We start from the raw sequence: 13,832 nt of genomic DNA on the forward strand, positions 1-13,832 counted from the left end.
AGCTGCGGCATTCGCCCTGGGAACGGCCCGGCGGCTCATGCGGCCACCCGCTTTTCAGTCAGCAGGCGCAGCGCCAGCAAGCCCAGCACGGTACCCATCACATAGCGCTGCACGCGCATCCAGCTGATGTTGCGGTTGAGGAAACCGGCAATCGCCGCGGCGAAGCAGATCAGCACCGTGTTCACACCCGTGCTGACGCTGATCTGCACGGCGCCCAGCGTCAGGCTTTGCAGCAGCAGGTCGCCGCGTTCGGGGTGCAAAAACTGCGGAAAGAAGGAGAGATAAAACATGGCGACCTTGGGGTTGAGCAGGTTGGTCATAAAACCCATGAGGAAGAGCGTGCGCGGCGGGTCGTGCGGCAGCTCGCGCGTTTCAAAAGGCGCCAGGCCTCCGGGCTTGACGGCTTGCCAGGCCATCCAGAGCAAATAGGCCGCGCCCGCCACCTTGATGGCATCAAAGGCCAGCGGCACGGCCAGCAGCAGTGCGGTTAGCCCGAACGACGCGGCCAGCAGGTGCACCACAAAACCCAGCGCCACGCCGCTCAGCGAGACCAGCCCGGCGCGGGGGCCCTGGCACAGCGTGCGAGAGATGCAATAAATCATGTTGGGCCCGGGAGTGAGCACCAGCACCAGGGCGGCAAGGGCGAACCATGCAAGTTCTGTCGTGGTAAACATTTCAGGCTCCTTTCGATTCAAGCGTGACCAGGCCGCGTGGCGTTTGCAGCGTGGCAATGAGATTGGGCGGGCCCTGCGAGAGGCCTACACCCGAAAGACCGATAACCTCGTAACCACCGCGCAGCGCGTCGGGGCGCGGGTGGCTGGCGTGCAGCGATTGCAGCGTGACGCCCGACGGCGCCATGTCATCGGCCGGGTGCGCATCGCCCCACTGGATCAGCGTGGGTAGCGCGCCGTAGAACAGCCGCTGGCCGTCTTCGCGCACGGTGATCTTCCAGCTCAGCAGGCCTTGCGGTGTCATGCGCGAGACGTCCAGCGCCTCACCGCGATCCAGCCCCAGGCGGGAAAGCGCCCGCACCGCCGCGGTCACACGGGGCGTCGAGGCGACAAAGTGCGCGAGCTGCGGGCCGGTCTTGCTCAGCCGCAGCTGCAACTCATGATCATCCAGGTCAAACCAGCGTCTGGCCGGTGCCACACGTGGGGTTTGCTTGTCCGGATTGATTGCAATGATTTCGAAATAGGCGCGTGGAAAGGCCGGCGACGCCACTGTGAAAAGCCGGTTGTGCGTGCCCATCAGCGGATGCTCGCCGCCCGGCCCTGGCGTGATGCCCAGCACGCGTTCGCACCACAGCACGCCTTCGGCCAGGTTGGCCGCCACGACCACGAGGTGATCGACCTGCGAGGCCAGTGGTGGAGATGCGGTGGTGGTTTCCATGATGAGCCTTTAGATCGTCACGCTTCCGTCGATGCAGGTGACCGATTCGCCGCCCACCCAGACCTGGCCAGCCGCATCGCGCTCGATATGCACCTGACCGGCGCGGCCCAGGTAGACACCTTGCGAGGCGGTATAGCGCTCGGGCGCGTGGCCTTCGGCAATCAGCCACTGGGCCAGGCTGGCATTGAGGCTGCCGGTGACGGGGTCTTCGTCGACACCGATGGGAGAGGCGAATGCCCGAACTTCGAAATCAGGGGTCGTTTCAGGTGCGGAGGCTGCGAACGCCTTGGCTTCGCGGTTGGCGCGTGCAATCAGCGGCGCGGTTTCCTCACGTGGGTAGCGCGCCACCACGCCGACTTTGGTGCCCAGCTTGGCCAGCGCCTTGTGATCGGGCGCCAGTTGCAGCACGGTCTCCGGGCTGTCCAGCAGCAAGCCCAGCCACATCGGGCCGTTGTCCAGGCACTGGGCGGCGAGGATGCTTGTCGCTTTTAATCCCAGCGCGCCGGCTACCTGCGCCAGCAACGCGGGGCTGGGGGCAGAGCGCTTCAGGGCCGGCGCGGCAAATGCGAGGCGCCTTGTGCCCGTCTCGCGGCGAATCTTCACCAGGCCTGCTTTGCACTCCTGCACGATAAAGTCTTTGCTGTGCGGTTGCCCACCGGCTTCCAGCCAGCTGTGGCAACTGCCCAGCGTGGGGTGGCCGGCAAAAGGCAGTTCGCCGCCGGGCGTGAAGATGCGTACGCTGTAATCAGCCGTGGCGTCTGTGGGTGGCAACAGGAAAGTGGTTTCCGAGAGGTTGGTCCACTTGGCAAAGCGCTGCATGGCGGCGTCATCCAGGCCGCTGCCGTCCATCACCACGGCCAGGGGGTTGCCGAAGTAAGGGGTGGGTGTGAACACGTCGACTTGCTTGAATGCGCGCTGCTTCATGGGGTTTCTCGGTTTTCCAGGGTAGGTTTGAAGATTTATGACAAAGGCAGGTCCAGCACGCCGCGCGTGGCGGGCCGTGCCAGGAGGTTTTGGTACCAGCGGTCCAGGTGGGGCCGAATGGGCCGCGGCTGCGGCAAGCCGAACCACCGGTGCATTTCGCAGCCCAGCGGGATGTCGGCCATGCTGAACTGGTCGCCGCCCATGAACGCATGGTCAGCCAGATGTGCGTCGAGCAGTGTTAGCAGCGCTTCGGTGGCGGCTACGGACTGCGCAATCAGTTCTGTATTGCGCTGCTCCGCAGGCGTGCGGATCCATTGCACGAAAGCCGTGCGTCCGGCCGGGTTGAAGGTGGTCTGCTGCCAGTCCATCCATTGCTCGGCTGCAAAGCGTTGCGGCAGCGCTGTGGGATAAAAATTGCCTGGCGAGTGCTTGGCGCACAGGTAGCGCACGATGACGTTGGATTCCCAGATGAGCACCTCACCGTCTTCCATCAGCGGCACCAGCGCATTCGGGTTCTTGCGCCGGTAATCGGCCTCCTTGACGATACCGAACTGGCCCCCGGCGTCGGTTCGCTGCATCGTGAGGCCCAGCTCCTGCGCGGCCCACACGACTTTTCGCACGTTGATGGAGCTGATGCGCCCCCAAAGATGAAGCATGTCAGCCCCTTTCGCGTTCATCATGCTGCCGCGCGCAGTTGAGGCACGCCGGCAGGTAGTTGCTCGCGTATGGCCGCAGCCAGCGCGGCGATGCCGATGTTGATCTGCTCGACGCTGGACGTGACGAACGAGAGGCGCAGCGTGCGGGCGTCGGCATGGTCGGCGTAGAAGGCCCAGCCGGGCACAAAGGCCACGTTGCGTTCCACGGCCTTGGGCAGCAGGTCGATGGCGTTCATGCCTTCAGGCAGGCGCACCCACAAAAACATGCCGCCGGCCGGTGTGTTCCAGCTCACACCTTCGGGCATGCCCTGCTTCATCGCGGCCAGCATCGCGTCGCGCTGCGATTTGTAGAGCGCGCGTATGGTGGGCACGTGGCGGTCCAGGAAATTGTCTTTCATGGTCTCGACCACCATGCGCTGGTTGAAGCCTGGCGTGTGCAGGTCGGCGGCCTGCTTGGCCTGCAACAGCTTGGGGTAGAGCGACTTGGGCGCAACCATGAAACCCAGGCGCAAGCCGGGGGCCAGAATTTTTGAGAACGAGCCCATGTAGACGCAGCCTTCGGGGTTGCGCGCGGTGAGCGGCAGCGGTGGTGGGGTGTCAAACCACAGGTCGCCGTAAGGGTTGTCCTCAACGATGGGCAGGCCCAGGCGTGCGGCTTCGGCGCTCAGCGCGGCGCGCCTCGCCTCGCTCATGGTGCGACCGGTCGGGTTCTGGAAATTGGGCAGCACGTAGAAGAAACGCGCGCCGGCGGCTTTGCTGGCCAGGTCAGTGATGTCCACGCCTTCGTCATCGCTGGCCACGCCGACGATTTCGGGCTCCATCGGTGTGAAGGCTTGCAGCGCACCCAGGTAGGTGGGTGTTTCCACCAGCACGCGGCTGCCGGCGTCGATCAGTATCTTGGCGATTAAATCCAGGCCCTGTTGCGAGCCGGTGGTGATCAGCACCTGCGCCGGGTCAACTTCCCAGGGCAGCATTGCGGCCACCATCTCGCGCAGCGGCGCATAGCCTTCGCTGGCCGCATACTGCAGCGCCGCATGGCCGTCTTCGCGCAGCACCTTGTCACAGGCTTCGCGAAAGGCGGCGACCGGAAAGGTCTTGGGCGAGGGCAGGCCACCGGCAAAGCTGATGATGCCGGGCTTCTCGGTGACCTTGAGGATCTCGCGGATCACCGAGGGGTTCATTTTTTTGGCGCGCTGCGCTTGGGTCCATTCCATTTCACTCTCCTCCTGATGGGCTGTCAAAGACAAGCCTGTTCACAAAAACCTTCTGCAAGGCATTTAGCTAAATGCGCTTCCGACGGCAGCCGGCGGCAGGATGAATCAATGCGTTCATTCTGCACCTCTCCCTCGCGCCTGCATGGCATGAATCAGGCTCACGGCCTGCGGCGCCACGCTTCCTGGAATTCCCCAGTAATCAAAGACGCCGCCGTCGGCCGCATGGTGCCCGCAGACGACAAACACCCCCGTTCCCAGCTGCTGCTTGAACTCGCTGGCGAGCCAGCCTACAAAGCCGCTGTTGGGAATATCACGCGCGAAATGCAGGCACACCACGGCGTAGCGGTCCTCGGCTTTTGCTGATGCAGATGCGGGCAGCAGAGCGCTCCAGACTGCATGGTCACGTACCAAAGCGAGCGCTTCGCTGGCAGGGTTTGCCACCAGATGTGCGGGAAACTGCGTCAGAGGAAATTCGGCGAAGGTGTAGTCGCCCGGCAGCATATCCACGCGCGCGTGCGCCATCACGCGCAAAAGCCGTTTGCGTGTTTGTTCGGGTGTTTCCGGCGTCACGTCCATCAGCTTGGTCCCGCTGTCGTCACGACGACGCGCCGGAGGTCTCCGGCATCATTTGCTGCTCCTGCATATTCGCTTTCAGGTGCGCAAGTCCCCGTGCGACGTATTCTTCCTTTTCACCGACTGGGGCAAAGTAGTGCAGCACCTCACGGGCTTCGTCAATGCCCTTCAGCCGGGCAATCAGCCATGCGGAAATGTATTGCGCGGACATGCAGCCGCCCGCGGTTGCCAGATTGCCCTTCGCAAAGAAGGCCTGGTTCAGAATGCTCACCCCGGCTGCCTGAACCCAGGGCTTGCTGGTCAAGTCCGTGCACGCCGGCATTTGGCCGACAAGCCCCAGCTTGGCGAGCAAAAATGTTCCGGAACACTGCGCTGCGATGAGTTGCCTTTCCGGATCAAGCTGCAGCCTGCCGAGGATGGAGGCGTCGTTGGCAACCTCACGCGTTTTCATTCCGCTGCCGATTAATACGGCATCGGCCTGGTTGGCTTCCTTCAGGCCGATGTGCGCATCGATGGTGAGGCCGTTCATGGACGTCACCCGCTCGGTAGGACTGGCAATGCTGACCCTCCAGTCAGCATCACCCCGCAGCGAAATGCGGGTCAGCATTCCGTAGGCAATCAAGGAATCCAGTTCGTTGAATCCGTCGAAGGTAAGGATGGCGATGTGCATGAAAGCTTTCCTGGTGTGGGTTGGAGAACTATTTCACTGACAGAAAAAGTTGGCGGTGTGGCGGTGGCTTGTGCTGGGTCAGTCCACGATAAACAGTTTGGCACCCGAAGGCGAGGTCGACCGGTGGGCTTCGGCGCCGTCTGCCACCTGGTAGCTCATGCCGGGCAACAGCACGTGCACACTGCCGTTGTCCAGTTCCGTATGCAACTCGCCTTCCAGGCAAAGCAGGATGTGGCCTTTGCTGCACCAGTGGTCGGAAACATAGCCGGGCGTGTACTCCACCATACGCACGCGCACGTCGCCAAACTTGCGAGTGCGCCAGAAGGCCTTGCCTTCCAGGGCGGAATGTTCGGTGCGCTCCACGTTGGACCAGTCGGTGGTGCCGAAGGGAATTTCGTTCATTTGCATGCTGCTTACTCCGTGACCGACACGATGGCTTCGATTTCCACCGCAAAGCCGCGCGGCAGTGAGCCCACGCCGACCGCCGAGCGCGCATGGCGGCCGGCCTCGCCGAATACCTGTACCAGCAAATCAGAACAACCGTTGATGACTTCGGTATGGCCCATGAAGTCGGGCGTTGCGTTGACCATGCCCAGCAGCTTGACCACACGGCGCACGCGTGAGAGTTCGCCCAGGGCGGCCTTCATGGTGGCAATCAGGTTCAGTCCGACTTCATGGGCATGTTGGCGGGCTTCCTCCGCGTTGACCTCGCGCCCGACCTTGGGGACCACACCCAGGTCCTGCCTCAGCGGCGAGCCTTTGCCCGACAGGTACAGCATGGAGCCGTCGAGCACCCAGGCATCGAAGTTACCGCGAGGGGTCACGACGGGCGGCAGGATCAGGCCGAGTTGCTGCAGGCGTTGTTCGGGGGTCATCGATGGCTCCTTGTTGTAGGGGATATCCTGGAAAACAGTGCAAAAGCGGCGGGCTGCCTCAAGCCCGCTTCATGCCCGCTTCCGCTGGTTGGGCGTGATGTGTGCAATGGTGCCGTCGCCGTAAGAGCGCAACACCTGTGAGATGACGATGTGAAAACCTTTGTACCACTGCGTGTACTGGCGTTTGGCTTCCAGGTGCTTGGGGTGTGCTGAAAAAACGCGCAGCGATTCTTCGGTTTCCCAGAAGTAAGTGGCATTGGTCAGCACGCCATCCGGCGAGCGCCAGGACTCCGAGCCCAGGTAGCCCGGCGTGGCGTGGGCGGCTTCTTCGATCAACGCGTCCAGCGTGTGGAACCGTTCGTCGTAGGTGCCGGGTTCAAAGATAAAGGCGGCTGAGTACATCACAACTTTCTGGTGTTGAGCAAAGGGCCCGATTTGGCGGCTTGCACGCGGGTGCCTGACTGCACCGGCATTTTTTTACCGATGAAAACGGTGGCAATCACGGCCAGCCCAAAGCCAACGGTGACCGCGTCCAGGTGCTCGCCAAGCAGCGGCACAGAAAACAGCATGGATAAGAACGGCTGCACCAACTGCACCTGGCTGACACGCACCGTGCCACCCAGCGCCAGACCGCGGTACCAGGCGAAAAATCCCAACCAGGCCGAGAACACCGCCACGTAGGCAAAGCCGGCCCAGGCGCTGACCTTGAGGGGTGCCTCGGGCCAACTGAGAAGAGACAGCGGCAAGGTCAGAGGCAGCGAGAGCACCAAGGCCCAGCAGATCACGTGCTCGGCGCGCATGTGCTGGGACAGCCGCGCACCGTAGCCGTAACCGACGGCCGCGCACAAACAGGCGGCCAGCAACAAAAGGTCAGCAAAATGGATGGACAGCCCGCCCGCACTGTTTGAACGCAGCATGGCGAACAGAACCACCAGCGCGCTGCCCAGCGCCGCGCACAGCCAGAAGCCGGCAGACGGACGCTGGCGGTGCAGCAGCGCGCCCACCGCCGCGGTGGCCAGGGGCAGCACACCGAGGATGACGCTTGCATGCACGGCTTCCACGTAACGCATGGCAATCGAGGTGAAGAGCGGAAAACCAAACACCACGCCGCCCGCGGTGATGGTCAGCGGCAACCAGTCCTTTCGCTGCGGCAGCGGCGCGCGGGTGGCCAGCAAAAACGCCGCCGACAACACGGCCGCCACCGTGGCCCGCCCGAGCGCGATGAAAACGCCGGACATCTGCGGTGCATCCGGCGTGCCCACGGCCAGGCGTGTCATGGGCAGCGTGACGGCAAAAATCACGATGCCCAGCAAGCCGAGCCATAGCCCTTTGTTTGTGTCGGCAGATGTGGACGTCATATAAAAAGCATCCAGATGGCGGTGGCCACGAGTACCAGCGCCATGGCGCGGTTGAACCACTGGAGCCGTCGTCCGCTGCCGGAAGGGCCGGTCAGCCACTCGCGCAGTAATGACCCTGCGAGCGCGTAAGTGAGGTTGCTCACAAAAGCGTACGCCAGCATCACAGGCAATACGATGGCCAGCCGCGCGGCCGGCGCCTCACGGCCGGCAATCCATCCGCTCACGATGGCCAGCGCCAGCATCCATGCCTTGATGTTGACAAACTGCAGTGCGGCGCCTTGCCAGAAAGTGACGTTCAGGCGCGCCGCGTCCGCCTCGCTCAACTGGCGCGACTGCGAAATCTTCCAGGCCAGCCACAGCAGGTACGCCACGCCGATGATCTTCACGGCCCAGCTCAGCAAGGGCACGGCGAGAACCAGTGCGCCCAGCCCCAGGGCACACACCAGCAGCAGCATGCCCCAGCCGACCGGCACCGCGCAGACAAAAGGCAGTGCGCGTTTCAACCCATGGTTGGCTCCCAGTGCGGTTGACAGCGTCGTGTTGGGTCCCGGCGAAAAGCTCATCGCCGTTGCCAGCACCAGTAAGGCCGTAAATTCTTGCCAGTTCATGTTTTCAACTTTATAGTTGAAAGCAATACACCACCAGTACAGTTGTTAGTACAAATTCCCAAACTGTATTGGTCAAATTGTCAGCACACATGCCGCCTGCAGGGCGTGCCGAGGCCACACCATGTTGATGAAAACCGCTTCTCAGTCCCTGACCGAACAGCTGTCGGCGCGCTTTGCCGAGCGCATCCGTAGCCGCCTGTTGGCTCCCGGTGCGCGCTTGCCTTCTGTGCGTCTGTGTGCCGAGCAGCAGGGTGTGAGTGCCTCCACCGTGGTGGCGGCCTACGACCAGTTGCTGGCGCAAGGCCTGGTGGTGGCGCGCAAGAACCGCGGTTTTTTTGTCCGTGATACTTCGCTTAATGCGGTGCTGGGGCAGGCTCCCAAAGCGCCGGCAGCTATAAAAAATATAGCAGATGCAAAAACTGGTACGACCGCGGGCCACGCCCCCCTGGGCGCCTGGAGCACTGCGACCTGGATGGCCACGCGCCAGGCGCCGGTGGATGCGACGGCGCTGATCCGCGGTATGTTCCACAAGGTCAGCAACAAGCCGCAACCCGGCATGGGCGTGTTTCCACCAGACTGGCTCGAAACCACCTTCATGCCGGCCGCCGTCCGCAAAGTCACCAGCGTCAGCGCGCTGCGGGACTTTTCGCTGCAGTACGGCGAACCCATGGGCGACAGCGGCCTGCGCCGTGCGCTTTCGCAAAAGCTCAGCGCGCTCAATGTGCACGCCGCGCCCGAGCAGATCATCACCACCGTTGGCGCCACCCATGCGCTCGACATTGTCAGCCGCACGCTGCTGCGTGCCGGGGACTGTGTGATGGTGGAGGAGCCCGGCTGGGCGGTGGAGTTCGCCCGGCTGGACGCTTTAGGCATGCGCATCCTGCCGGTACCGCGCCGCGCCGACGGCCCGGACCTGGCGGTGATGGCCCAATACTGCGAAATCCACCAGCCCAAGCTGTTTGTCAGTGTCAGCGTATTCCACAACCCGACGGGCTACTGCCTCACGCCCGGCAGCGCCCACCGCGTGCTGCAGTTGGCGATGCAACACAACTTCCACATTGTTGAAGACGACACCTACAGCCACCTGGCGCCTGAGCATGCCACGCGGCTATGCGCCCTCGATGGCCTGCAGCGCACGATTTATGTCAGCGGCTTCGCCAAGATTCTGGCACCCGGCTGGCGCGTCGGCTTCATGGCCGCACCCCCCGACCTCATCGAGCGCCTGCTGGACACCAAACTGCTGGCCACGCTAACCACGCCAGCCCTGCTGGAGAAGGCGCTGGCCTGGTGCATAGATCAGGGCCAGTTACGCCGGCATGCCGAGCGTATTCGCACCCGGCTTGACGGCGCGCGTGCACGCAGCGTCAAATTGGCCCTGGCTCACGGCTGCACATTTGCTGCGGAGCCCGCCGGCCTGTTCGGCTGGGTCGACACGGGCGTCGATACCGATGCGTTGTCCCAGCGCATGCTGGACGAGGGCTACCTGATTGCGCCTGGCGGCTTGTTTCACGCGGCGCGCAAACCCAGCACATTGATGCGCATCAACTTTGCAACCACGCAGGAGGCTGCGTTTTGGAAGGTGTTTGCGCGCTTGCGTGATGCCGTGAGGTAACTTTCCTCCTTCTTTCGCGGCTTGCCCTGGCAGCGCAGGGCCGCCCGCGAAGAAGCGAGCTTGGCGCCGGGTTCGGGCCGCTTGTCTTCGCCACGCTGCCCGCCGGGAGCGGCCGCGACTACGCGGTTATGTCTTCCGCCCGCCATGCTCCGCGTTGGAGTTCACCTGGCTTGTTGCGCCTGGGGAGTTGCTCTTCACTCCCTTTTCTCCTTGTTTTCCTCATCCTCCGGCTTCCCATTGGCGCTGCCCGGCTACCTATCCCCTTTCCAAAATGACACTCGGCTTGGCCGCTAATCTGATAGTCGTTTCCATTGGTTACGGATTAACTCTAATTGATCAGCTACAGACCCGGTTTTAGTTAATTTTCATTAATTTTTTCGAGGCTTCGGGGAGATTTTCAATGTTTTAAGATGTAACTTTCTGTTTTAATTACTATTATTAAAGGTTGAAATTCAACTAAATACGGACATTTATGCGATTTTTCTCACGAAATTTTTGTTTTTATTCACATCTATTGCATCTGTGTGAAGTAATCGAGGCTCTAAAAGTTGATAAGTAACATAAAGTTACGTCTCAAACACATATCGATGCGCATATGTTGCCGGCCCTACATGGATCTGCCTCCGAGCCAGCCATTTGCCGAGAGTCACGAAAGGACGTTACCCATGAAATCTGCCCTGAAACTTTGTATTTTTGCCGTCGGGCTGGTGTTTGGCCAGGCCGTGCTGGCCCAAGCCTCGCCGGTGTCTTCCCAGCTCCTGGCGCAGCGCGTGGAGATGGTGGGCGGCAAGCCCGTGCTCAAGCCTGCCGGCGATGGCAAACCGGGGGATGTCCTGCAGTACAGCGCAACTTACCGCAATACCAGCGCCGCTGCAGCCGGCAAGCTTCTGGCAACCATACCGGTGCCTCCGGGCACCACCTTTATCGCGGCAAGTGCCGAACCTGCACAGGCTCTGGCCTCAACGGACGGAAGCATCTTTGCACCCATGCCGCTGACGCGCATGGTCAAGCAGGCCGACGGCAGCGTGCGCAAAGAGCCCGTTCCCCTGGCTGACTATCGCGCCTTGCGCTGGGAAACCGGCACCTTGGCCGCAGGCGCCAGCACCGTGGTCAGTCTGCGTGTGCGCATCGATTCACCTGCAGCCGCACCGGCTGCGAAACCGTGATGACGGCCAGCTTCCCTCGCAGCTGCGCCTCCCGCCATGCGGGCGGCGCATTTCGCCTTTCCGTTCCCCGTTAATTGTTTGTTGATTCACCGTTGTTAAGTAGCCAGGAGAAAAAGCCATGTATGCCAATCCTTCGAGTCCGCAGCCTTTAGGGTTGCAGCACTTCTTCACCCACTGGATTGTGGGATTGTTTGTCGCGCTTGCGCTGGCTCTGGCCGGCCTGGCGGCCCATGCCGCGCCGCCGCCCGCGGGCACGTCCATCAGCAACCAGGCCTCGGCCACGTACTCGGATGCCTCCGGCATTACGCGCACGGTCACGTCGAACGTGGTGCAGACCACGGTGCAGCAGATTGCGAGCTTGACCCTGGCGGCCAACGGCGCGCAGAACGCGACACCCGGCAGCGTGGTGTACTACCCGCACACCCTGACCAACACGGGTAACGGCACGGACACGTTCAACCTGACCACCAGCAATACCGGTGGCTTCTCGATGGCCAGCGTCCAGATTTTTGCCGACAACGGCAGCGGCACACCAACGGGCCCGGCGATCACTTCGACGGGCGCACTGGCCGCAGGCGGCCTCTTCAAGTACATCGTGGTCGCCACCTTGCCGGGCACGGCTACGGCGGCACAGACCAACACCATCACGGTGACCGGCACCAGCGTATTTGACCCGACGAAAACCCAGTCGAACACCGACGTGACCACGGCCACGACCAACGCAGTCGTCACGCTGACCAAGTCGGCCAGCGTATCCAGCGGCTCCGCCGGCACGGCCATCACCTACACCCTGACCTACACGAACACCGGTAACAGCACGGCCACCGCCGTGGCGATCACCGACGTTCTGCCGGCAGGCCTGACCTATACCGCGGGCTCTGCACGCTGGAGCGTGACGGGCGCCACGGCGCTGAGCGACTCTGGTGCCTCCAGTGGTTCTGCACCCAACACCCTGACTTCGGGCTACACCCTGGGCACCAAGACCCTGCTGGTCACGCTCAACCAGGTAACGGCTGGCCAATCTGGCACCATCAGCTTCGGCGTGACCGTGGCCGGGGGAACTGCACCCGGTGTGCTGAACAACACCGCCACGACGTCCTACAACAACGGCGCTACCACGGTAACGGGCGGCTCCAATACGGTGCCGTTCACGGTGCTGCAGACCGCCGCCGTGACGCTGACCGGCACCACGGTGCCTGGCCCGGCCGCGCCCGGCTCGACGGTAAGCTTCACCAACACGGTGACCAATACCGGCAACGGCTCCGACACCTTCAACATGACGCTGAGCACGGGCAACTTCCCGGCCGGCACGACCTTCCAGCTGTACAAGAGCGACGGCGTCACGCCGTTGGTCGATACGAATAGCGACGGCACGGTTGACACCGGCCCGCTGGCCGCAGGCGCCACCTACAACGTGATCCTCAAGGCCACGCTGCCGCCGAACGCGACCAACACCGGTGCGCCTTTCATCATTACCAAGACGGCCACCTCGGTGTTTGACCCGACCAAGACGGCCACCACCAACGACCAGTTGACCGCCGTGACTGCCGCGGCAGTTGATGCGACCAACAATCTGCCGACCGCCGTGGGTGTGCCCGGCGTGGGTGTGTTTGCCAACGGTGAAGGTGCCGCGCAGGTCACCAACACGCTGAACCCGGGCGCTTCGACGGTCTTCACCATCGTGGCCAACAACACCGGCCCGTCGCCGGACAGCTACAACCTGGGCGCCAGCACGGTGAACACCTTCGCCAGTGTGACGCTGCCCGCTGGCTGGACGGTCAGCTTCCGCGCCGACGGCGGCGTTGGCAACTGCTCGACCACCGGCGCGACCATCACCAACACCGGCTCCGTGGCCGCCGGCGGCAACGTAGTCGTCTGCGCGGTGGTGGGTGTGCCGGCCGGCTTTGCGGCAGGCACCACGCAGCTGTATTTCCGCACGCTGTCGCCCACGTCGAACGCTTCAGACACGCTGCATGACGCGGTGATCGTGAGCGCCGTGCGCTCGGTCACGCTGACGCCCAATGGCGCCGGCCAGACCTACCCAGGCGGCTCCTACGTCTACAGCCACACCTTGACCAATACCGGCAACGTGCTGGAAGGCAACGGCACGGTCAGTACGCTGACCCTGGCCGGCGCCGACAACCAGGCCGGCTGGACTTCCGCGCTGTACTACGATGCCAACGCCAACGGCGTACTCGACGCGACCGACCCTCAGATCAGCAGCACGCTACATGCCGCGGGCGTCCTGCCTGCGGGTCTGGCTCCCGGTGCATCGATCACGGTGTTCAACAAGGTGATCGCTCCTAGCGGCGCAACCCCCGGTGCAGTGGACGCCACGACCATCACGGTCACGACCACCAATGGCAGCTACGCGACGACGGTTCCTGCCGTGGCTACTGCGGTTGACAGTACGACCGTGATCGCCGGCAACCTGACGCTGACCAAGGCGCAATCCCTGGACACGGCTTGCGCTGGCGCCAACGGTGGCACGGTCTACGCGGCAGCTACCCTGAGCGCCCGTCCCAACCAGTGCGTGCTGTACCAGATCACCGTAACCAACGTCGGATCCGCGAACGCGACCTCCGTTGTGGTGTCCGACGCGACACCTAGTTACACCACCCTGAGCAGCGCTGCGGCAAGCACGGTAGGTACCGTGACCGGCCCTTCCGCAGGCGCAGCGGGCACCGTCACCGCGACGATCGGCACCCTGACCCCTGGTCAGTCGGCTGTCGTGACTTTCGGTGTACGCATCAACCCCTAACCCGGGACTGACCTCAAGCGCGGGAA

The 13,832-nt window shown here is 63.0% G+C and carries 15 protein-coding genes; 3 read left to right on the forward strand and 12 right to left on the reverse strand.

Annotated features, from left to right (window positions below; translation table 11 throughout):
• Positions 1-35: 35 nt before the first annotated feature.
• From AC1DYQ_RS12580 to AC1DYQ_RS12635, 12 genes are all read right to left on the reverse strand, one after another.
• The gene (locus tag AC1DYQ_RS12580; RefSeq protein WP_477687064.1) at positions 36-674 is read right to left on the reverse strand and encodes a LysE family translocator; all 639 of its coding nucleotides are present in this window, start codon (positions 672-674) and stop codon (positions 36-38) included.
• A 1-nt stretch (position 675) separates the two neighbouring features.
• Positions 676-1,389, reverse strand: a complete 714-nt coding sequence (locus tag AC1DYQ_RS12585; protein ID WP_477687065.1) for a VOC family protein — start codon at positions 1,387-1,389, stop codon at positions 676-678.
• Between the two features lie 9 nt (positions 1,390-1,398).
• On the reverse strand, positions 1,399-2,313 hold the full coding sequence (locus AC1DYQ_RS12590) for a PhzF family phenazine biosynthesis protein (protein ID WP_477687066.1): 915 nt from the start codon (positions 2,311-2,313) through the stop codon (positions 1,399-1,401).
• A 35-nt stretch (positions 2,314-2,348) separates the two neighbouring features.
• The gene (locus tag AC1DYQ_RS12595) at positions 2,349-2,969 is read right to left on the reverse strand and encodes a glutathione S-transferase family protein (RefSeq protein WP_477687067.1); all 621 of its coding nucleotides are present in this window, start codon (positions 2,967-2,969) and stop codon (positions 2,349-2,351) included.
• A 20-nt stretch (positions 2,970-2,989) separates the two neighbouring features.
• Positions 2,990-4,183, reverse strand: coding sequence for an aminotransferase-like domain-containing protein (locus AC1DYQ_RS12600; protein ID WP_477687068.1), 1,194 nt, complete (start codon positions 4,181-4,183; stop codon positions 2,990-2,992).
• A 114-nt stretch (positions 4,184-4,297) separates the two neighbouring features.
• A complete protein-coding gene (locus AC1DYQ_RS12605; protein ID WP_477687069.1) occupies positions 4,298-4,759 on the reverse strand; it encodes a DUF6196 family protein in 462 nt (153 codons plus the stop codon).
• A 19-nt stretch (positions 4,760-4,778) separates the two neighbouring features.
• Positions 4,779-5,426: a DJ-1/PfpI family protein gene (locus tag AC1DYQ_RS12610; RefSeq protein ID WP_477687070.1), complete on the reverse strand. Its 648-nt coding sequence runs from the start codon at positions 5,424-5,426 to the stop codon at positions 4,779-4,781.
• Positions 5,427-5,504: 78 nt separating this feature from the next.
• Complete coding sequence (locus AC1DYQ_RS12615) at positions 5,505-5,834, reverse strand: DHCW motif cupin fold protein (protein ID WP_477687071.1); 330 nt, start codon at positions 5,832-5,834, stop codon at positions 5,505-5,507.
• A gap of 5 nt (positions 5,835-5,839) precedes the next feature.
• Entirely contained in the window at positions 5,840-6,301 is a 462-nt protein-coding gene (locus AC1DYQ_RS12620; protein WP_477687072.1) for a RidA family protein, read from the reverse strand.
• 69 nt (positions 6,302-6,370) lie between these two features.
• Positions 6,371-6,703 carry an antibiotic biosynthesis monooxygenase family protein gene (locus AC1DYQ_RS12625; RefSeq protein ID WP_477687073.1) on the reverse strand — a complete coding sequence of 111 codons (333 nt, stop codon included), beginning with the start codon at positions 6,701-6,703 and terminating at the stop codon, positions 6,371-6,373.
• Positions 6,703-7,659 (reverse strand): DMT family transporter, encoded by a 957-nt coding sequence (locus AC1DYQ_RS12630; protein WP_477687074.1) that lies wholly within the window; start codon positions 7,657-7,659, stop codon positions 6,703-6,705. Before AC1DYQ_RS12630 ends, AC1DYQ_RS12625 begins: the two co-directional genes overlap by 1 nt.
• Positions 7,656-8,267, reverse strand: coding sequence for a LysE family translocator (locus tag AC1DYQ_RS12635; protein ID WP_477687075.1), 612 nt, complete (start codon positions 8,265-8,267; stop codon positions 7,656-7,658). Before AC1DYQ_RS12635 ends, AC1DYQ_RS12630 begins: the two co-directional genes overlap by 4 nt.
• A 121-nt stretch (positions 8,268-8,388) precedes the next feature.
• Between AC1DYQ_RS12635 and AC1DYQ_RS12640 the strand changes: the two genes are divergently transcribed.
• The 3 genes from AC1DYQ_RS12640 to AC1DYQ_RS12650 all read left to right on the forward strand — a co-directional run bounded on the left by AC1DYQ_RS12640 (position 8,389) and on the right by AC1DYQ_RS12650 (position 13,806).
• Positions 8,389-9,879, forward strand: a complete 1,491-nt coding sequence (locus AC1DYQ_RS12640; RefSeq protein ID WP_477687076.1) for an aminotransferase-like domain-containing protein — start codon at positions 8,389-8,391, stop codon at positions 9,877-9,879.
• A gap of 665 nt (positions 9,880-10,544) precedes the next feature.
• Complete coding sequence (locus tag AC1DYQ_RS12645; RefSeq protein WP_477687077.1) at positions 10,545-11,045, forward strand: hypothetical protein; 501 nt, start codon at positions 10,545-10,547, stop codon at positions 11,043-11,045.
• A gap of 118 nt (positions 11,046-11,163) precedes the next feature.
• The gene (locus AC1DYQ_RS12650) at positions 11,164-13,806 is read left to right on the forward strand and encodes a beta strand repeat-containing protein (RefSeq protein WP_477687078.1); all 2,643 of its coding nucleotides are present in this window, start codon (positions 11,164-11,166) and stop codon (positions 13,804-13,806) included.
• The last annotated feature ends 26 nt before the right edge of the window (positions 13,807-13,832 follow it).

Source organism: Polaromonas sp. P1_F4 (assembly GCF_056405675.1).

Excerpts from the sequence above, each read along its gene's own strand:
- AC1DYQ_RS12580 (WP_477687064.1), bottom strand. The coding sequence starts at position 674 with ATGTTTACCACGACAGAACTTGCATGGTTCGCCCTTGCCGCCCTGGTG.
- AC1DYQ_RS12585 (WP_477687065.1), bottom strand. The coding sequence starts at position 1,389 with ATGGAAACCACCACCGCATCTCCACCACTGGCCTCGCAGGTCGATCAC.
- AC1DYQ_RS12590 (WP_477687066.1), bottom strand. The coding sequence starts at position 2,313 with ATGAAGCAGCGCGCATTCAAGCAAGTCGACGTGTTCACACCCACCCCT.
- AC1DYQ_RS12595 (WP_477687067.1), bottom strand. The coding sequence starts at position 2,969 with ATGCTTCATCTTTGGGGGCGCATCAGCTCCATCAACGTGCGAAAAGTC.
- AC1DYQ_RS12600 (WP_477687068.1), bottom strand. The coding sequence starts at position 4,183 with ATGGAATGGACCCAAGCGCAGCGCGCCAAAAAAATGAACCCCTCGGTG.
- AC1DYQ_RS12605 (WP_477687069.1), bottom strand. The coding sequence starts at position 4,759 with ATGGACGTGACGCCGGAAACACCCGAACAAACACGCAAACGGCTTTTG.
- AC1DYQ_RS12610 (WP_477687070.1), bottom strand. The coding sequence starts at position 5,426 with ATGCACATCGCCATCCTTACCTTCGACGGATTCAACGAACTGGATTCC.
- AC1DYQ_RS12615 (WP_477687071.1), bottom strand. The coding sequence starts at position 5,834 with ATGCAAATGAACGAAATTCCCTTCGGCACCACCGACTGGTCCAACGTG.
- AC1DYQ_RS12620 (WP_477687072.1), bottom strand. The coding sequence starts at position 6,301 with ATGACCCCCGAACAACGCCTGCAGCAACTCGGCCTGATCCTGCCGCCC.
- AC1DYQ_RS12625 (WP_477687073.1), bottom strand. The coding sequence starts at position 6,703 with ATGTACTCAGCCGCCTTTATCTTTGAACCCGGCACCTACGACGAACGG.
- AC1DYQ_RS12630 (WP_477687074.1), bottom strand. The coding sequence starts at position 7,659 with ATGACGTCCACATCTGCCGACACAAACAAAGGGCTATGGCTCGGCTTG.
- AC1DYQ_RS12635 (WP_477687075.1), bottom strand. The coding sequence starts at position 8,267 with ATGAACTGGCAAGAATTTACGGCCTTACTGGTGCTGGCAACGGCGATG.
- AC1DYQ_RS12640 (WP_477687076.1), top strand. The coding sequence starts at position 8,389 with ATGTTGATGAAAACCGCTTCTCAGTCCCTGACCGAACAGCTGTCGGCG.
- AC1DYQ_RS12645 (WP_477687077.1), top strand. The coding sequence starts at position 10,545 with ATGAAATCTGCCCTGAAACTTTGTATTTTTGCCGTCGGGCTGGTGTTT.
- AC1DYQ_RS12650 (WP_477687078.1), top strand. The coding sequence starts at position 11,164 with ATGTATGCCAATCCTTCGAGTCCGCAGCCTTTAGGGTTGCAGCACTTC.